This is a genomic window from Bacillus sp. FSL K6-1218 (assembly GCF_038006445.1).
Lineage (GTDB): Bacteria > Bacillota > Bacilli > Bacillales > Bacillaceae_G > Bacillus_A > Bacillus_A thuringiensis_S.
Genome location: NZ_JBBOVE010000001.1, coordinates 2,670,665 through 2,688,888, shown reverse-complemented (window position 1 = coordinate 2,688,888; position 18,224 = coordinate 2,670,665). Strand labels below are relative to the sequence as shown.

The following is an 18,224-nucleotide window of genomic DNA, read 5'->3' as shown; positions in this document are numbered from 1 at the left end:
TAAGCTATCGCTTGCTATATAATTAAGTTAGGCATTTTCAATTCATTACTAAAGGGAGGCAAATGTAGTGAAGAATACGTATCAACTTCAAATTCCGAAAGAACTAGAACAGTATCGTAGTATTTTAGAAGAAAGTGTGAAACCGTATGTTAAAGTGTCTGGAACGCAAGCAGAGACAACGCTTTTTGAAAGTAAGTTTGGTGGATATCCGTATTTACCTATAGATCAAGAGCATCCTAAAGACTCAAACGGACAACCTATGATGTTACTTGCGCAGTTAAACTTTGAAGAAATTCCGCATGTTGAATATATGCCTCAAAAGGGAATGTTACAGTTTTTCGTAAGTGCTGGTGATGAGCTTTACGGAGCAGATTTTGATCATCCAACAATCCAAAAAGACTTTCGAATTATTTATCATTCTACAATTATAGAAGATTTAAATAAGGTTATTACTGATTTTAGTTATTTAAACACCTTAGAATTAGAGGACTTTATCATACCTGAAGCAGCGAAATTAATGTTTGAATTAGGTTATCAACCCGTAACGTCAAGGGATTATCGATTTGAAAAGATGTTTAGTGAGGATATTGATTGGGAAGAAATTGTTGATGAAGAAAATAATACAGAATTAGGCGAACTGTATGATGATTTATGTAAAGATCAAGGACATAAAATTGGTGGATATCCATTTTTCACACAGACAGATCCGAGAGAATGGGAAGAAAAATACCAGCAACATGACATATTATTGCTGCAAATCGATACAGACGATTCATTAAATATTATGTGGGGCGATTCTGGGGTTGCTAATTTCTTTATACGTAAGGAAGAGCTGTTAAATCTAGATTTTTCCAATGTCATTTACAATTGGGATTGTTACTAGAAGATATAAATAAAATAATAGCAAACAAAAAATCTTCCTGAAGGTGAGGAGGATTTTTTTATGTTAAAAATAAGCGTTATGTTAACTAGAATAAAAAACAATGAGTGTAATGAAAGTCAAGCCTAAATAACAGAAATAACAACAAATAATGTAAAGTTGTAAAACATGTGCAAATAGCAATAAATTCATTAAGTAAAACATAAAATAAAATTACTAATTTATATTTTGTATAGAAATAATTTTTCTGTATAAAAATTTCTTACCAATCAAAAATGTTTTAATTCGTTAAATCTTAAGTGATTATTGATTAAGATTTGCTGTGATGAATTTATAACAAATAAAAACGATAAAAACTGAAGAAATTTGTTTAGATAAGATTTCATGTGAATCTCACTAAAAATCTCTGTTTCGTCTCATTAAGTATAGTTTACTTGGGTTTTGATACCTGATATTGCTTTGTTTCTATAACTGCCTATAATATATATTATGTTAACTGGATGAAAGTAATAAACTTATTATATGTTAGTGTAGATTGTTACGCTTCCCTTTTCATCGGATTCATTCTGTGTAATCGATTGTGTGCTTATTTGTTGTTGTTTTATGAGTTGTTGATGATAATGTCTCCAGATATAAATTATATTTAAGACAATAAAAAATGCAATTCGTTTTAAATGAACGCATTAAACGAATTGCATGGATATGATTCATAATAAGTTTTTAAAATTAGTTTGCTACAGCAATTGCTTCAATTTCAATTAAAAAGTTATCGTTAATTAACTTTCTAACTTCTACAGCTGAACTTGCTGGTGGATTTTTAGTATCGATGTATTGATCTCGAATATCTCTAACAATGGCCATCTGAGAAATGTCAGTTAAGAAAAATGTTAATTTGACTACATCATTAAATTTTAATTCCGAGGTTTCTAATGCACTTTTAATATTCTCGAATACTTGTCGCGTTTGTGTAGCTAAATCGTCAATTCCAACTATTTGACCGTCAGTGTTAATCGCTACTTATCCAGATATGTAAATTGTTCGTTTAGCGTTACTAACTTCGACTACATGCGAGTATCCAAAAGTTGGTGGCATCGTTTCTGGATTGATAAATTTCTTTTGCATAGCTCTTCTCCCCTTTAAATATTTCATTTTCTTCATATGTTAGATTTTAATTTCAGATTATCCTCTATTTACTAATAATTATTTATCCATTTAGCTGCTACATTTGTAAAAGTATATTAGCACTTTAATCTAAAGTTATTAATGGATTATGTACGTTTGATTTTCTTGTGCGCTTGTTATAATTACACCTTGTTTTATTAATTCTTCAGTTACTTTTGTATAGAAAAAGTGATACCACCAGATAAAAAACTCATCATAAGTTATTTCTTTAGAGTATCTGCTGCTCACAAAGTATTCTTTTAAAGGTTTATAGTTTTCTTTAAACAATAAGACTAAATCTTTACTGATTGTGTTTGCAATTTCGTTAAGTATAGATAAGTCTGTTGATTTAAATACAGGGATAAAAGGTTTTGAATTTTGATATAAACCTAATTTTTCGTAAACTATATTTAAATGTAAATCTATTTGTCTATCTGTTGCTACGTAACCTTTTACTAATTGCTCTTTCTTATAATTAATATCAGTAAATGTTTCGTTACCTGCTGTTATTAAATTTAATGTTGAATATCGAGCATTTCCATAAAGACCAATTTGAACTTCTCCTAAATCTAAATACGTATTACCATACATCACGAAAGCCTCTTTATCTGTTAGTTCTTGTTCTTGAATAGCATAATAATATCTTTTCTTATTTCTTAAGTGTTGGTTTAATTAGAGGTTCACAAAGGTTATAAAGCCTTTTTCCTTCATAAGCTGTATGTAATATATTCTCCGGACTATTATTAGTGAGCATTTCATATTCCCTTCCTTACTAATAAATTCATTGTAAAATCTATGTGTTTATTAAGTTCTATAAACGAAAATGAGTGTCCTCTAATAATCCCAAATTAGAAACCTTAGCATAGATATACTAAGGTTTCTTGCATTTTTATAATGAATGAATTCTTTCATAGTCTTTTTTAAATTGATTATCATTTTTTAACCAACTTTTAAAAGTTGGTTCCTTTATTTCTAAAATGGAACAAGTTTTAGCGATACATTTATTTTTCATATATTCCTTAAGGAAATTTTGTTTTCTCTGCTTAACAGCAGCTTGAGTTCTTTTTAGCTTTCGATCTTTTAATTGATCTAGACTTAGACTTTCTTTCTGAAATTCTTCATATTTTCTATGCAGATAAATATCTTTGTCTTTATAAATCCACTTTGAAAATAGTTGTATTGGTTTTCTTCCGGTTAAAATGACGCGATAATGTTTATTTTGATTTAGTAAATCGGCTGGTAAATTATGATTTTGTAGTACCTGATTTAAAGAATTCATAAAGTTATATGATCCTCCTACAAAGCTTACTGTATAAGTTTCATACTTAACGTAACCATCCCCATCAAAATATCCACGAACAAAATGATGCAAATATTCTTCTGGTACTAAAGGAAATTCAATGTTAAATGATTTACATGGCATGATTCCGTGAATATTCATTAGATCGTCTTTTATTACTTTGCTATTAATGTTTAGCATATATACGCCTGTTTTTTTATTTCGATATAGTGGCTGGTTGGTGTTTAGTTCTTGTTTTATATCTTCTAAAATGTAATTTTCTTTTTGAGATATACTGACACATTGATTTTCTTTCTGTATAACACCATCTGCTGCTATAAACCCTAAAATATAAGCCATATTGTTTGACCACGTTTTAAAATAATCTTCTGTTATGTCATACTTTCTCTTCCAACTCCCTATAGCGCGCCTTGGTACGTTATTGTCTGATAAAACCATACGAATATACCTTGCAGACACATTAGCAAGCATAGCGATTTCTGAGGTGCTCTTCCCTTCAGTATACAAATGCATGATTTCAGATTTTGATAGTTTACATTTTGATTTCTTTTTTTGCTCTATGTGCACTTACATCCTCTCCTTCCTTTCTTTTATTAGAGACATATTTTCTTCTATAACATACAATGAAACATATGTTCTTTGTTGCGTATAAGAAGGAATTTACTAAATAAAAACAATTTACATGTACTTAATATTTGTCTTAGCTGCTGCTGTGCGATTTGTACTTTATAAAAGGAGAATTACTTCTTCCGATTCATTGGGGTGCTTTTACGTTAGCATTACACGAATGGAGTGACCCGATAGAACGTGTTACGAAAGAAGCTAACCGTTTAGGAGTTAAAATTACAACGCCTCAAATTGGCGAATCTATTACGTTGAAATCTACAGACTATCCTAGGTATGCTTGGTGGCGAAAAGTCTAATTATAGTAAAAAGCGAATCTGTCTTATATAGAAGATTCGCTTTTTACTTATTGATTATAATGTATCGTTTACAAACTGATTAAACTTGTCTATTTCTTCAACGAATGGATTATGATTACTTTCTTCAAATTTAGTTAATGCTGCGTTCGGAATTAAATTTGCTATTTCACGAGAAAATATGTAGGGACATTGCGCATCATGCTTACCACAGTATATAAAACTTGGGATTTTTACGAATTTAAGTTTCTGACGAACATCATAATCTTTATATTCAACTTGTCTAAAATAATTTAACCGATTGCCAACTGTCTTTCCGCTATTCGGCAATTTTAATGCCTCTTCAAGCTTTTCTTCAGAATAAAAAGACATAAGTGCCCACTCTCTACTCAATGCTTTTCTTTCTTCTTGTAATATACTATCATCATTTAATTTATTCATAATTGATACGATTCTATTAAAATTTTCATTTTTACTACAGTATATACTATCTTTATGGGATGCATATCCCATACTCGCCGCTGCGCCACCAACAATTATTTTCGTTAAACTTTCTTGTGCTTCAGTCGCATATACAAGAGCTAACATCCCTCCTGTTGAATGACCAGCAAATCCCCACTTATTAATATATAAAGCTTCGCGAATCGCTTCTAAATCTTTAACCGTTTCCGTCATACTAAATTCGGAATCGCTATTTGCTAAATCTGAATTCCCACAACCCTTTAAATTAACTAAATATACGCTATAAAAATCAGTGAATGGGTTTGCAAAAGTATTTCCATTATTGTTATATTCACTATACATATGTGTAACGCATAAAGGCGGACCTTCTCCCTTCACAAAATACTCGAATTTTCCTCTAGTAGTCTTGATAATATTTGTTTTCCACATATTGAATCTCCTGTCTAAAATTTTTATTTCTATCTGCTTTTAGAAGTGAATTCATAAATAAAAATATTACTTTATTATATTGGATTTCCCACTATCTAAAACTCTATTTGCTGGTACACTGGACATTTCAACCACTGTATTCATACTCTTATCAGTCAGTTCAATGAGTTCGTTTTCATGTTTTATTTTATTTAAATCCCATACCATCCCATGAAATTCATTATGCTGCCCACTTACCTGTATAATGCTTTTTGTTTTATTTGAAGGCTGTATTTGAAGATTTGTAAATTGATTCCCACTAATTTCATTTGGCGTAGTTACTTGACTATCCATATAAATCATATTTACACAGTCTTCTAAAGAAAAGTTCATAAAACGATTGGCATTTATCCAAGCTTGTCCGGTGTTCGGTTTTTTTGCTACTAATTTTAGTCCGGTTTCCATTCCTACAATTTTAATGTTTTCGAAGTTAACAAACGAAATTTCATTTTCTTTTCCAGCAGAGTATAAAGAAATTCCGGTACCTTTATTCGTTTCCGTCCAATTAATAATATTTATATCTTTTATTTGTGTTTTGTTCCAAGTGTTATAATATTTATTTTTACCGTCTAAATAAATAACTTCAGAGTTAAATTTAGGATCGTCAATAGCTATATACGCTCCTTCAATGGATGCGTTTTTCTCTAGTTCTAGAACTCTAAAGTTTCCCTCAATCACAAATTGTGATCCATAACTAAATAATAATTTCACACCTTTTTTAACAATGATTGGTGACGTGATTTTATACTTTTTATCATCAAGCAATACGGTTTTTATTTTACTAGACGCTGCTTTATTAATAGCAGATTGTATTTTTATTGAATCATTTGCCCCTTTAAAGTCTTCTACATACAAGTTAGTACTTTTAGCTGCATAGTCTTTTTTGTTGTATTGATAAAAAGCAAAAATAATTAAAACTATACCAATGAGTAAAACAATTATTTTCTTCATCGTACTCACCCCGTATCGATTAATCTATGGCTTTTATATTTAGATTATTATTATTTTGCTTTGTATTTCAGATTACCATTGCTGCTTTGTCTATGATTGAATTATATTATGTAGGATTTAGTAAACTGTTTGCTATACTAATACATCATTCTTATAATGTATTAATTTATGATTTCATAAAACAAAAGTCTGCTTGTACATAATGTAATCCCTTCCTCTATCCCTAATAAGCTCTTACTGGTGATATAAGATGTACTGCTGCAGATTGCTCTCCTCCTTCAATCAATATCGGTCTCATAGAACCGCCAAAGCTTAAAGTAATCGTTTCTTCTTTTATTGCTCTTAAAGCATCAACCATAAAACGCCCATCGAAAGATATATTTAATTGTTTTTCACCTTGAATCACATCTATTTGTTGCGTTTCGGATATTTGCCCAATTTGAGAAGCGTTTGAAGAAATTTTAATTGTAGATTCGTTTATGATTTCTAAGTTAACATTGTTATTGGCCCACTCACTTGCTAATAAACTTGATCGGTCTACACCTTGTAATATCTTTTTTCTATCTACATTAATAATCGTTTTAAAATCATTTGGAATAAGGTTAGAAATATTAGGATATTTCCCTTCGATTAGTCTTGAATATAATGTAGTTGTTCCGAGCGTAAATATAATATGACTCTCTGAAAGGTAAATATATACGAATTCCGAATTGCTGTTCATTAATTTTAGAAGTTCACTAATGGTTGCGCTTGGTACAATACAATTTGCTTTTACATCTGAGGAAATTCGCGTTTCACGTATCGCTAGTCTATGTGAGTCAGTTGCAGCACAAATTAACTTATTATTAGATAAAACTATATGCAACCCTGTAAGAACAGGTCTAGATTCATTTTTTGCTACCGCAAAGACTGTTTGTTTAAATACTTCAATCAATTGCTCTGTCTCTACCTTGATTTCTGCATGATTGTCTATAAGCGGTACATTCGGAAACTCATCTGCAGGAAATCCATTTAAACTTAATGTGATTTCTTCTGATTGTATCTTAATAATTTGCTCATTCTTACTTTTTATTGCTATATCACTTGGCATTTTCTTTATTATTTCAATGAAATACTTTGCAGGTACAACAATAGTTCCTGCCTTTAAAATAGTTGCAATCTTTTCGTCTTCAATTGAAACAGGAATGAATTTTTCGATAAAAATATTCGAGTTACTTGCAATTAAAGTAATTCCAGATTGATCTGCAGTTATTTTTATGCCAGATAATATAGGAATTAAAGATTTTGTTGATATTGCTTTACTTACTTCTGAAAGTGCTTGAGTGAATTGTTTGTGATTAACGATAAACTCCATGTTTTCCCCGCCTTACATGAGATAATATTTTTATGAAGATTGATGAACGATTGTTCCGTTAAAAAAGTACGGTACTGTTTCTTTCCTTCGTAAAAAATCTAGTAAATGTTCTGGTATGCGTAAAAACGGTGCTGCTATATGTAATTCCATCCAAGTAATCTCTTCGATTTCTTTTGGCCTTGATATATATGTCTCTCCGCCAATTATTTCGCCTAGAAAATTAAAGAAAATTGCATGATGATCTCTTTCCTCGAAAAAGGCCTCACTGATAGAACAAATCCCGTTTACGTTTATATGTAACCCTGTTTCTTCTTTTACTTCCCGAATTACTGCTTCTTCTAACGTTTCTCCTAATTTAACTGCGCCACCCGGTAATGTATAATAAGAACCATTTTCCCCTTTGTTTTTTACCATTAAGATCTTTTCATTAGTTTTATCGTACAAAATCGCGTATGTAACATTAACTTTTTTCATATGTACCTCCTCTATTTTTAATAAAAGGAATTTTCTGTCTTCTATTCATTCTACCATTAACTCCTTTTAATATATATAAGTTAGTTAAGTCTTGCCTTTACGGCTATTGGTGGAGTTAATAAGAATAGGCTACTGATATAAAAAAAGAACGTACCTTAGGAAGATTATCCAAAGTACGTTCTTGCAGTTTTAGAATGAAAATTGATTCAATTAATACTGAAATTAATAATAACCTCGCCCTTATTGCATTTGTATTCCAAATACTAATGTTAACAAATTCTATATACTTTTTAGCCGTTTTTCTAAATAATAATGATTATGTCCTTTCGGATGATCTTCACTTACTCCAATTACTTTATATCCATGTTTCTTATAAAAATCAGGAGCTTGAAAACTAAAAGTATCTAAATTAATTAACCTACAGCCTTTTTCAATTGTAAATTCTTCAATAAGTTTTATTAACTTGGTTCCATAACCTTCGTGTCTATATTCTTCAGACACCCATAGAAAGTCAACATGTACGTGGTGCCAAAAAGTTATCGCTGTTACCCCACCTACGATTTCTTCTTTTTCATCTCTTACTATGAAGCTAACCTTTTGTGAAGGTGTTTTTTCTTCATCTGCGAGATATTTTTGATTATATTCAATTACTTTCTCTCTTATGTAATCACTATCTTCTTGTACCCACTGCTGCACTATTTTCATTTTAAGTGTCACGCTCCTTTTTACTCATCTATTCAATTTTATAATGAAATTGTCCTGTCTTTAATGAGTTCGTAAAGAAGCAAAGTTAATGGAATAAAAAAGAGCCCTAGCATAAGGACTCTTTTTAAAATTAAGCCACTTTCCGATGTAAATGTTTTAGTTCCTTTGTCTTCTCTGCATTTGGTGGACGGATTAATATTGAAATAATGAAGGAAATAACACTTAAAACACCAATTATAATGAAAGTTGGTTGAAATCCTCCAAGTATCGCTCCAATGAATGATCCTGCAAGCGCACCAAATCCAAAACCTTGGTAGACAATCCCGTAATTTGTACTATGGTTTTTTAATCCAAAGAAATCTCCGACAATAGCTGGGAATATAGTTATATTACCGCCGAAGCAAAAGGCGACACTTGCTACACAAGCAAAATAGATTCCGTAATTTAGCGGAATAAAACTTAAAGTAAAGACTGACAATCCTATAATAATAAACGTTGCAGAGACAATTTTCATTCGGCCAATTTTATCTGATAACGTCCCAAGAATGATTCTACCTACTGTATTAAAGATTGCAATCATAGCAACGGCGTTTGCAGCGGTTGCTGCGCTAAGTCCAACGAGTTGTACACCGATATCTTTTACCATACTGATTAAATACAAACCACCCATACACGAGGTGAATAACATAAAAAATAGCAGATATACTTGTTTCGTTCGCATCATTTCATGCGGAGTATAGTCATTGTGTAATGTTTCAGTTACAGCATTACTTACAATTGCCTCGCGTAAGAAGAACGATCCGATTAATACTAAAAGTAACACGATAATACCCCAATATAAGAATGCTTGTGATACACCAAGGTTATCGATAAGATTCCCGTTTATATATCTAAAGATTAAGCTGCCCATTCCATACGCTGATACAGATATACCTGAAATAAGCCCTTTCCGATTTGGAAACCATTTAATTAAATTAGATAGTGATGTAATATAAGCTGTTCCATCCGCATAACCAACAACGACACCAGCTAATAAATATAATAGTGGTAAGGAAGAAACTTGTGAACTAAGTATTAAGCCAAGTCCTAAAACAATTCCTGCAGTAGCAATAAGTTTTCGAAGTCCTAATTTTTTCTGCAACTTTGCTGCAAATAAAGTTGAGAATGATAAAGAAAAACTTGTTATGGAGAAAGTTATCGCTACTGAATTAAGATTCCATCCAAACTTACTTACAAGGGGTTGATTAAATAAACTCCATGTATAAATTGTTCCAAGGCCAATTTGAACAATAATTGTACCTAGAACAATTAGTAATGGATTTATAGAAGTTTGTTTCATACTAACTGTCCCCTTCTTTTATCTTGAAATGAATTTTCACAGTTAGTATGTCCATCATAAATTGCAAGATACTGTAATGAAAATGGTAATTAAGTTCATATACACAAAAAGACACTTCATAAAGAAGTGCCTTTTTGCAGGTTATATCAGATATTTCTAAAGAAAGCTTTGTTAAGATAAGACATTTTCAAATGCTTATGTATATATGTTACCAAATGATTTCTTATATGTGATGAGACTTAAGACGTATTTTTCATTCATCATATAGTCGGATGAAAAATTAATAGTCGATTTCATCAAAATCCTTCGGTTGCGGTACAGTTTGCATATTAGCCGCATCTTTAGGATCACTATAAATCGCATTTTGTTCTGTATTTACATCTTTTATATTTTGCTTTTTATTTTTGTTCACTTTATCTTTCACTTTCAATCACTCCTTTTTGTTATAGGAGTAATTATGCCCTATTACCGTTACTAAATGTATCAGCGACTAAATTACTAAATTCACGTAAATAATATAAGTAATTATCACCGCCGTAGTTATATCTTTTGTTATACATTTTTGCAACAACCACATTATATTCAGGTATTACTAAAATAGTCGGTCCAGTAATCCCTAATATTTGATACGACCCTTTTGGAATACGTTCACCAAGCTCACTTAATTGTGCAGGTTCATTTTGAACGAACCAAAACACCCCGTTTTGTGGTAGCTCTTTGTTTATAAATGTTGGACTCTGCAAGCTAGTAGCACTTTTTATAACATCTTTTGGAACGATTTGTTTATCATGTATCATGCCTTGATTTAGATGCAGATTGCCCCACTGCGCAAATTCTCTAGCTGAGACAAACAAATTTTTTTCAGTACCGTCATCTACTGTACCAATTTCACTAATTGCGTCTTCATTTGGATTATTAACAACGTCAACTAAATTTTCATCTCGCTGAACTCTCCAACCTGTTTCTTGAAAATTAGCAGGTTTAAACACACGCTCCTTTAACAATTCAGGAAAACTTTTGTTATATAGCTGATAAATAAGACGTGTCATCATTCTTACATTAATATCTCTATACGCCCATGATTGTCCCGGTTCAAATTCACGAAAAATTGTCCCGTTATTCGTTTCTTCTAATCCGTGCGAATGTGTTACTAAATGTCTTATCGTCGTTTTACCAAGCAATGCAGAATCAAAGTCTTTAAAATATTTTATCGCTTCATCATCAATAGAGTTTATTTTCCCCTCGTAAAGCGCATACGCTATTATTAATCCTAAATAACTTTTTCTAGCAGAAGCAACGTTAAATTGTGAAGATGCTGTTACTTTCTTGCTTGTAGATATATTTGAGTGATAACCACTATAATGCTCTAGTACGATTTTATTATCTTTTATAATACAAAGTGCTGCAGCAGAACTATGATTTTTTTCTTTTATATTTTCTACCCAAGAAATCAACTTTTCGTATGTATACAAATAAATCCCCCTTAACACTAATACAAAATTACAGCATGAAAGAAAAGTATAAACAGTATTTACACCTTTCTTTCATATAAAATATTAATGATGTACTATATTTAAATAATCCACCAATTCCAGCAATTAAAGCAACCAAAACAACCAGCGCAACCTACGCAACGTCCACCACAGCCACCACATCTACCGCCGCCACAACCGCCACAGCGTCCACCACAACCTCCGCATCCGCCGCAACGACGTGCATCGTCTTGAATGTAGTAGTATGGATATTGACTTTGTTGTTGATCCCAATACACAACATTACCAGTTTGATAATCATTAAGATTTAATGTTTGTAGTTCATGTTGAAACTGATTCATTAAGAACCCCTCCATTTATAAATATAAATTCCGCCCAAATATTAAAGTTAATAAATTCTTGTAAACAAAGTAGAAACAAGACTATAGACTAAATGCGTACATCAACAAAATATGAACTTACACTAGGTGATGTACCTTGTTTTTCAGCCTATTTTCTTTATATTCATTCGATGGACGTATTTACTATAAATAAAGTGATTTAAAAATTACTAATCCAACAATTTAGTAGTTCATCACTTAACTTTCTTTCTAGTAATTCCTTCACTAAAGGCATTGGCATGATTTCATAATGATTTAAGGCTTCTTTATTACAATCTATCCATTGAAATGCTAAATGAGACTCACTAGATTTCGGTGTTAAGTCCGTATGTAAATCTTGTGACTCTACTTCAAAAATGTGGTTAATTTCATGATGAAGCACTTCTTTATCTTGCCATTGATTTTCTATGACTCCTAAAAATTGTTGTATACTACAGTTAACTCCAAGTTCTTCTCTTAACTCTCTTATTAATGCATTCTCTGCTGATTCTCCGATTTCAATATGGCCACCAGGTAAAAAATAATGATGGCCAATGTATTCAGCAACTAATAATTTTTTATCTTTTATCATGACTGCTCGTACAATATGATGGAATTTACTTTTCAATTGATATTCCTCCTAGTCATTCAATCTATACTTGTTCAAATTTCACACTTTTACTTCATAATAGTTAAACAAATAAACGATACACTTGCTCACCATCATATTCATGTCCTAATGATTGAAAACCGTAACGTTCATATAGTTTCTTTGCAGAGACATTATCTTTATGTACGGTTAATCTAATTTCTTTACACGCCTTACATGTATTTTTGATCAAATAAATGCTTTTTTGTAATGCTGCTTTTCCATAACCATTACCTTGCTGCGATTGATCAATAATAAATCCGTTAATCCAATACATATCCGATGTCTCTCTTACAACAGCATGCATAACAAAACCAACCATAAGGTCACCATCGTATATAGCGAATGGTATATACTCTACATTGTCACCATCTGGTTTTATATATACTTTAGCAAGCGAAACTGCTACGGATGGAACAAATTTCAACTGATTTCCTTTAACTTGTAGCTTTAATGCTTCTTCCCAATTTTCTCTCGTAACAACCTTTAACTGGACATTCAATATTGTAAGCTCCTTTATCTAGAGGGATGTATTTTTATATTCAACGCATTGAAATAATTCCCTTTTTCGACAACAACTTATAACATGATTTTTATAAAATCTTGAATGAATTTTTGTTCATCTATTTCTAATGCTATATGGGCTCCTTCAGATATAGAGCTAGGGCGGAAATCAGCAACTGTTTGTCCTTTCGTATCTCCGTATGTATCTACATTTACTGTACGATGCACAAATTCAAAAAAACTTGGATTTACTAATCCACTTATTGCAACCACATCATGTAGCAAAGGTCCTTCGATAGATGGATTAAGTTTTTGGTATGCAGATAAATAGTAATCATACATTGGTTTCATTATCATATGAAATGGATTCTTTGTATTAGCTTGGATGTAATTAAATACATTTGGTGTTAAAACTGCTTTGTTTGTTACATTTAAAGGGAATATTAATAAATTCTTTGCTTGATGGAAAACAATTTTACTTGCTATAGGATCTCCATACACGTTTGCTTCTGCTAACGGCGTAACGTTTCCTACTTCTAAAAAAACACTACCCATAAAATATATTCCTTTTACATTTAGCATTAAATCATTCCATAAATTAAAAGCGATTGCTAACGAGGTAGATCTTCCTACATCAACAATCGTTAAATCTTTTCCGTACTTTATAAGAATCGCAGCAATACTACCAAAATTGTATATTGGAATAGATAATACGCTTTTTGGAACATGGATGGGCCCTAATCCTTCTGCTCCGTGAATTTCAGGGTAGTACGTAGTAATTTCTTCTGTAAGTGGTTTTGTTGCACCACTAATGACAGGAATGTCTTGTCTATTTGCTAACTGTAAAATATACGCTGCATTATGTGCAGCATGTATATGCTCAACATTTCCGTATCCAGTTACAATACCGACAATTTCAATTTTGGGATGCAGTAAACCATACATAATGGCAAATGAGTCATCAATACCTGGGTCTCCGAAAAATAATACTTTTTCCAAGAAATACTCTCCCCTCATAAAAAAATAGAGTCATCAATAGCTATTTATATGAAAAAAGCAAGTATACATATGCAAAGTTTAAAATGGATAATGTTTTACAAGATATAAAAAAGGAACTAGCGTATGCTAATTCCTTTTCTTAGGTAAATATTCTCAAATTTGATTATTTATCGTATCCTTCATAGATTTCATCATTTATTAGATTTTGTGTTTTTTTATCATCAGGTACAGGCTTCCACCAATTTCCCGTAATAAAAAGCATAGTTAATAGATTGTAACTATCACTAAAATAGCTTTCTCTCTTATTCTTCATCCAATCCCATCCACTATTTACCCACTTTTGATTATTGCTACTCGTTATACTTGCAGCAATAAATGGCGAAACGAATACAGCAGTTGAATAACTACCAATATTAGATCCATTTAATTGATAACCATCCACAATTTTAGAAGGATTTCCATTCGTTTTATTTTGAATCCACGAAGAAACTTTATCAGAAATGACTTTACTTCTTTTCTCGCCGTACATCGCATAGTCCATTACAATTCTCAATGGTACCCGACTAGCATTGTAATAATATGCATTTGTATATTCTGACTCATCTAAGAAGTCTTTAGGTGCAGGTTGTGGTGGGTTTTTTACAACGAAATCTGAAATAAGTCCTGTATTTGGAGAGTACTTATTACTAAATTGTGTATAAACATCGTACAAATTATTAATAACAGTAAGCCAAGTTTTATCACCTGTAAATTCATAAAATGCTCTAAGGTGTGACATCATCCAATCAGATGGTCTCGTATCAAGTGAACTTTTAGAATCCCAATCTCCTAAATTTAGTCGGCTATTATTTGTAACATTACTAGCTTTAATACCTTTTGTAATCATGTCTTGTGCTTCTTTCAAATAATTAACCGTTCCATTTGATCCCCACTGCTTATGAGCAAGAAGAAGAGAATACGCAATATCTAAATCCCCATCAGTAGCAGAATCAAAATGACCTTGTGCTTTTTTACTATCTGCGACAACCCATCCCATTAAATTAGGATTTTGAGAACTTTTAAAAGTTCTTGCTGTTTTAAATAAGCCGTCATAGATTTTTTGAGCATTCGAATCATAACCAGCCATTAATACTGTAATTATCATTCCATACCCTTGCCCTTCTGAAGTTCCAAGTGGCTTAAACCCATCAGCATCACCCGTAATCTCTCCTTTTACATAATAACCACCAGGTAAAGAAGATAAATCATTTTTCAAATATTTCTTTTTCCAATTATCGTAGTAGCTTCTTACAGAAGCATTTAAGCTTTCTTGTGTAATATGATTCGGTTTTATAACGCCTGCATAATTAACTTGCTGGGGAAATGGTTTCATTTCCTTTGCAGCAGCTACTTGTTGATTAACTACGGGAATAGAATTTTGTATTGAATTGTCCGTTACACTTGCTGCGAAACTAGAATTAGAAAAACTAGCTAGTCCGATTCCTACAATAGAAATATATGTGAAAATTTTTCTTTTTCCATTCATTATGTTGTCAGCTCCTTTTAAAATGCTTACTACATAAAATGTAACATACAATATTTAACTTAAATACAAAATATTATATTTATCAACATAAGAAAGAAACTATATAAAAAAGTATCATAAAATCATTATTGAATTACATTATACGGATTGATTATTTGCTAAATTCCTATGTTTTTCTTTTCTTAATACTGGTATATGAGCAATCACAATTCCAAGTATAGTAATTCCTCCGCCAATTATCGAAACTAAAGTTGGCACTTCTCCTAACCATATCCAAGCAATGAAACACGCAGTTATTGGCGTTAAATATAGAGAACTTGTTGCTTCAGAAGCACCAGCATGAGATATAATATAGGCCAATGCTATATACGGGAGTACTGTTGGAAAGACACCTAAATATATAACGCTCAAGTTAACTTCAAGAGGAGCTGCTAGTATATTTTGATAAACTCCGGGTAAGAAAATAAGCATACATACAGTACTAGACAAAATTGTATATATGGTAAATGGTAAGAAGCCGTATTTTTTTAAGTAAGATGTTTGGAAAACGAAAAATAAACTTTCTGAAATCGCCGCTAATAATATAAATAATCCCCCGCTATTCAATTGAATAGCGTCGCCTTGGCTAAATGAAATTAAGGCAATTCCTGCAAAACTCATTACACCACCGATCCAACCATTTAATTTCATTTTTTCATTCAAAAAAACAGAAGCAAGAATTGCCGTAAATATTGGAGTGACTGAAATTATTAAACTTGCAGATCCAGCATTGACTGTTTTTTCGCCGTAGTTTAATGCGATGTGATAAATAGTAAACCCTAGAGCACCAAATATAAAAATTGCTGGGATATCCTTTAAATCCGGTAGTCGTAGTTTGTATATAAATGAAAATAACAAAAGTATAAATGAGGCGATTAATAAGCGTAGTAAAGTAAGGTGTTCAGGCGTATAAGATTCAAGCCCCATACGAATTGCTGGAAAAGCAGTTCCCCATATAAGAATTGTAAAAGCGTGAGCACATATAATGCGTAAATCCCATTTTTTATTATGCATGTTTTCTCTCCTTCCTTAAAAAACCAACCATTTTTAAATTACCAATTATTTCTTTTCATCATATTTAATAGTTGATACAATGTCTTCAACCAGTTATTTACCGGAAAAACCAACCACTTTGAATCTTTTAAATAAACGAGGGAGTTTTTTATATGACAACCGATAAAAAAGTGCCTAAATATCGGCAGATAATAGACTATATGAAAGAAAAAATTGAAAACGGAGAATGGCCAATTGGAAGTAAAGTCCCTAGTCAGCGGCAGTTAGCAAAATTATTTCATGTAAATCGAAGTACTGTAATAACTGCGCTAGATGAACTTATGGCAGATGGTTTAATTCAAGGACAAATCGGAGCAGGAACAATTGTAACAAATAATACATGGTCATTATTAGCAACTAATCCCCCGCCCGATTGGAGTGAATATGTAAAGGCCGGTATTCATAAACCAAGTAAGTTAATGGTGCGAGAAATAAATGCAGCAGAAGCAAATAAAACGCTTATCCATCTTAGTAAAGGTGAACTTGCACCTCATCTTTTCCCGCTCGAAACTATGCAATCTATAATAAAAAACGTCAGTGAGGAATTAGATTATTTCGGATACGAGGAACAAAAAGGTTTTTATCCGTTACGTGAAGCAATAAGCAAATACGTAAAATCATTTGGAATACATGCATCACCGGATTCTATATTAATAGTCTCTGGTGCACTCCAAGCATTACAATTAATATCAATTGGTCTTTTACATAGAAAATCAACTGTTTTACTTGAACAACCTTCTTACTTATATTCACTTCATGTTTTTCAATCAGCAAATATAAATTTATCCGGTATATCAATGGACCATCACGGTATTTTACCTAACAATTTATTAAAACGAATTAAATATAGTCAAAAGAATAATATTTTATATTCAATCCCTTGTTTTCAAAATCCAACGGGGATATTAATGTCCAAAGAGCGAAGAAAAGAAATATTAAAAATATGTGAAAAGGAGCAGTTGCCTATCATCGAGGATGATATATACCGAGAGTTATGGATTAATGAATCACCTCCAGCTCCTTTAAAGTCGATGGATAAACATGGACATGTATTATATATTGGTAGTCTCTCTAAAACACTTAGCCCAGGACTTAGAATTGGATGGATAATCGGACCAGAACCTGTTATTGATAGATTGTCAGATATAAAAATGCAAACAGACTATGGATCCAGCTCTTTATCTCAAAGAGTAGCTGCTGAATGGATAAATGAAGGTTTTTATGAAGAACATGTAGCAAACGTAAGAATGCACCTGAAAGAGCGAAGACAAATAATGATACGAGCTTTAAATAAATATTGTGCAGATATTGCATCGTGGGATATTCCTAGTGGTGGATTTTTTATATGGCTAAAGGTTGTACATAACATTCCGATGAAAAAACTATTTTCAGAGGCACTATCAAAAGGAATTCTTTTAAACCCAGGACGTATTTATGAAGAAGAATCAGATCAGTACATTCGTTTATCATATGGATATGCTTCTCCAGAACAAATGACTTACGGGATTAAATTGCTCAGTGAATTAATTCGAAAGTTAACGGCATAAAAAAATCCTCTTTTGTTTTTGGAGGATTTTTTTACGTATCTT

At 31.7% G+C, this 18,224-nt stretch carries 17 protein-coding genes and 3 pseudogenes; 3 read left to right on the top strand and 17 right to left on the bottom strand.

The annotated features are described in order from the left end of the window. Positions 1 to 67 precede the first annotated feature (67 nt). Positions 68 to 883 carry a YwqG family protein gene (locus MHI26_RS13605; RefSeq protein ID WP_061667900.1) on the top strand — a complete coding sequence of 272 codons (816 nt, stop codon included), beginning with the start codon at positions 68 to 70 and terminating at the stop codon, positions 881 to 883. A 723-nt stretch (positions 884 to 1,606) separates the two neighbouring features. Here MHI26_RS13605 and MHI26_RS13600 read toward each other — a convergent pair. From MHI26_RS13600 to MHI26_RS13590, 3 genes and pseudogenes are all read right to left on the bottom strand, one after another. Then, positions 1,607 to 2,002: pseudogene (locus MHI26_RS13600) on the bottom strand (RidA family protein). 138 nt (positions 2,003 to 2,140) lie between these two features. Then, positions 2,141 to 2,777, bottom strand: a pseudogene (locus tag MHI26_RS13595) (hypothetical protein); the annotation flags it as partial. A gap of 153 nt (positions 2,778 to 2,930) precedes the next feature. Then, positions 2,931 to 3,908: an LAGLIDADG family homing endonuclease gene (locus MHI26_RS13590; protein ID WP_061667071.1), complete on the bottom strand. Its 978-nt coding sequence runs from the start codon at positions 3,906 to 3,908 to the stop codon at positions 2,931 to 2,933. A 161-nt stretch (positions 3,909 to 4,069) separates the two neighbouring features. Here MHI26_RS13590 and MHI26_RS13585 point away from each other — a divergent pair. Next, a pseudogene (locus MHI26_RS13585) lies at positions 4,070 to 4,264 on the top strand (MBL fold metallo-hydrolase); the annotation flags it as partial. A gap of 54 nt (positions 4,265 to 4,318) precedes the next feature. Here MHI26_RS13585 and MHI26_RS13580 read toward each other — a convergent pair. The 14 genes from MHI26_RS13580 to MHI26_RS13515 all read right to left on the bottom strand — a co-directional run bounded on the left by MHI26_RS13580 (position 4,319) and on the right by MHI26_RS13515 (position 16,596). Then, positions 4,319 to 5,152 (bottom strand): alpha/beta fold hydrolase, encoded by an 834-nt coding sequence (locus MHI26_RS13580; RefSeq protein ID WP_061667069.1) that lies wholly within the window; start codon positions 5,150 to 5,152, stop codon positions 4,319 to 4,321. A 66-nt stretch (positions 5,153 to 5,218) separates the two neighbouring features. Next, positions 5,219 to 6,142 (bottom strand): hypothetical protein, encoded by a 924-nt coding sequence (locus MHI26_RS13575; protein WP_061667068.1) that lies wholly within the window; start codon positions 6,140 to 6,142, stop codon positions 5,219 to 5,221. A gap of 223 nt (positions 6,143 to 6,365) precedes the next feature. Next, positions 6,366 to 7,496, bottom strand: a complete 1,131-nt coding sequence (dnaN, locus tag MHI26_RS13570; RefSeq protein WP_061667067.1) for a DNA polymerase III subunit beta — start codon at positions 7,494 to 7,496, stop codon at positions 6,366 to 6,368. 30 nt (positions 7,497 to 7,526) lie between these two features. After that, entirely contained in the window at positions 7,527 to 7,970 is a 444-nt protein-coding gene (locus MHI26_RS13565; RefSeq protein WP_061667066.1) for an NUDIX hydrolase, read from the bottom strand. Between the two features lie 279 nt (positions 7,971 to 8,249). After that, on the bottom strand, positions 8,250 to 8,675 hold the full coding sequence (locus tag MHI26_RS13560) for a GNAT family N-acetyltransferase (protein ID WP_061667065.1): 426 nt from the start codon (positions 8,673 to 8,675) through the stop codon (positions 8,250 to 8,252). A gap of 130 nt (positions 8,676 to 8,805) precedes the next feature. Continuing rightward, entirely contained in the window at positions 8,806 to 10,014 is a 1,209-nt protein-coding gene (locus MHI26_RS13555) for an L-lactate MFS transporter (RefSeq protein ID WP_000815130.1), read from the bottom strand. A gap of 280 nt (positions 10,015 to 10,294) precedes the next feature. Then, positions 10,295 to 10,438 carry a hypothetical protein gene (locus tag MHI26_RS13550; protein ID WP_000653679.1) on the bottom strand — a complete coding sequence of 48 codons (144 nt, stop codon included), beginning with the start codon at positions 10,436 to 10,438 and terminating at the stop codon, positions 10,295 to 10,297. 31 nt (positions 10,439 to 10,469) lie between these two features. Beyond that, positions 10,470 to 11,486 (bottom strand): serine hydrolase domain-containing protein, encoded by a 1,017-nt coding sequence (locus MHI26_RS13545; protein ID WP_000288921.1) that lies wholly within the window; start codon positions 11,484 to 11,486, stop codon positions 10,470 to 10,472. Positions 11,487 to 11,587: 101 nt separating this feature from the next. Next, positions 11,588 to 11,848, bottom strand: a complete 261-nt coding sequence (locus MHI26_RS13540; protein ID WP_001071342.1) for a heterocycloanthracin/sonorensin family bacteriocin — start codon at positions 11,846 to 11,848, stop codon at positions 11,588 to 11,590. 199 nt (positions 11,849 to 12,047) lie between these two features. Beyond that, positions 12,048 to 12,494: an NUDIX domain-containing protein gene (locus MHI26_RS13535; RefSeq protein WP_000836838.1), complete on the bottom strand. Its 447-nt coding sequence runs from the start codon at positions 12,492 to 12,494 to the stop codon at positions 12,048 to 12,050. A gap of 64 nt (positions 12,495 to 12,558) precedes the next feature. Beyond that, positions 12,559 to 13,017: a GNAT family N-acetyltransferase gene (locus MHI26_RS13530; protein ID WP_061667064.1), complete on the bottom strand. Its 459-nt coding sequence runs from the start codon at positions 13,015 to 13,017 to the stop codon at positions 12,559 to 12,561. A 77-nt stretch (positions 13,018 to 13,094) separates the two neighbouring features. Continuing rightward, positions 13,095 to 14,018: a nucleoside hydrolase gene (locus tag MHI26_RS13525; protein WP_061667063.1), complete on the bottom strand. Its 924-nt coding sequence runs from the start codon at positions 14,016 to 14,018 to the stop codon at positions 13,095 to 13,097. Between the two features lie 163 nt (positions 14,019 to 14,181). Next, entirely contained in the window at positions 14,182 to 15,543 is a 1,362-nt protein-coding gene (locus MHI26_RS13520; protein WP_061667062.1) for a glycosyl hydrolase family 8, read from the bottom strand. Positions 15,544 to 15,681: 138 nt separating this feature from the next. Beyond that, entirely contained in the window at positions 15,682 to 16,596 is a 915-nt protein-coding gene (locus MHI26_RS13515; protein WP_061667061.1) for a DMT family transporter, read from the bottom strand. Positions 16,597 to 16,748: 152 nt separating this feature from the next. Between MHI26_RS13515 and norG the strand changes: the two genes are divergently transcribed. Further along, positions 16,749 to 18,182: an efflux pump transcription regulator NorG gene (gene norG, locus MHI26_RS13510; protein WP_061667060.1), complete on the top strand. Its 1,434-nt coding sequence runs from the start codon at positions 16,749 to 16,751 to the stop codon at positions 18,180 to 18,182. Positions 18,183 to 18,224 lie beyond the last annotated feature (42 nt).

Bases quoted from the DNA above. Each gene is read 5' to 3' on its own strand.
- MHI26_RS13580 (WP_061667069.1), bottom strand. From the start codon at position 5,152: ATGTGGAAAACAAATATTATCAAGACTACTAGAGGAAAATTCGAGTAT.
- MHI26_RS13575 (WP_061667068.1), bottom strand. From the start codon at position 6,142: ATGAAGAAAATAATTGTTTTACTCATTGGTATAGTTTTAATTATTTTT.
- dnaN (WP_061667067.1), bottom strand. From the start codon at position 7,496: ATGGAGTTTATCGTTAATCACAAACAATTCACTCAAGCACTTTCAGAA.
- MHI26_RS13565 (WP_061667066.1), bottom strand. From the start codon at position 7,970: ATGAAAAAAGTTAATGTTACATACGCGATTTTGTACGATAAAACTAAT.
- MHI26_RS13560 (WP_061667065.1), bottom strand. From the start codon at position 8,675: ATGAAAATAGTGCAGCAGTGGGTACAAGAAGATAGTGATTACATAAGA.
- MHI26_RS13555 (WP_000815130.1), bottom strand. From the start codon at position 10,014: ATGAAACAAACTTCTATAAATCCATTACTAATTGTTCTAGGTACAATT.
- MHI26_RS13540 (WP_001071342.1), bottom strand. From the start codon at position 11,848: ATGAATCAGTTTCAACATGAACTACAAACATTAAATCTTAATGATTAT.
- MHI26_RS13520 (WP_061667062.1), bottom strand. From the start codon at position 15,543: ATGAATGGAAAAAGAAAAATTTTCACATATATTTCTATTGTAGGAATC.
- MHI26_RS13515 (WP_061667061.1), bottom strand. From the start codon at position 16,596: ATGCATAATAAAAAATGGGATTTACGCATTATATGTGCTCACGCTTTT.
- norG (WP_061667060.1), top strand. From the start codon at position 16,749: ATGACAACCGATAAAAAAGTGCCTAAATATCGGCAGATAATAGACTAT.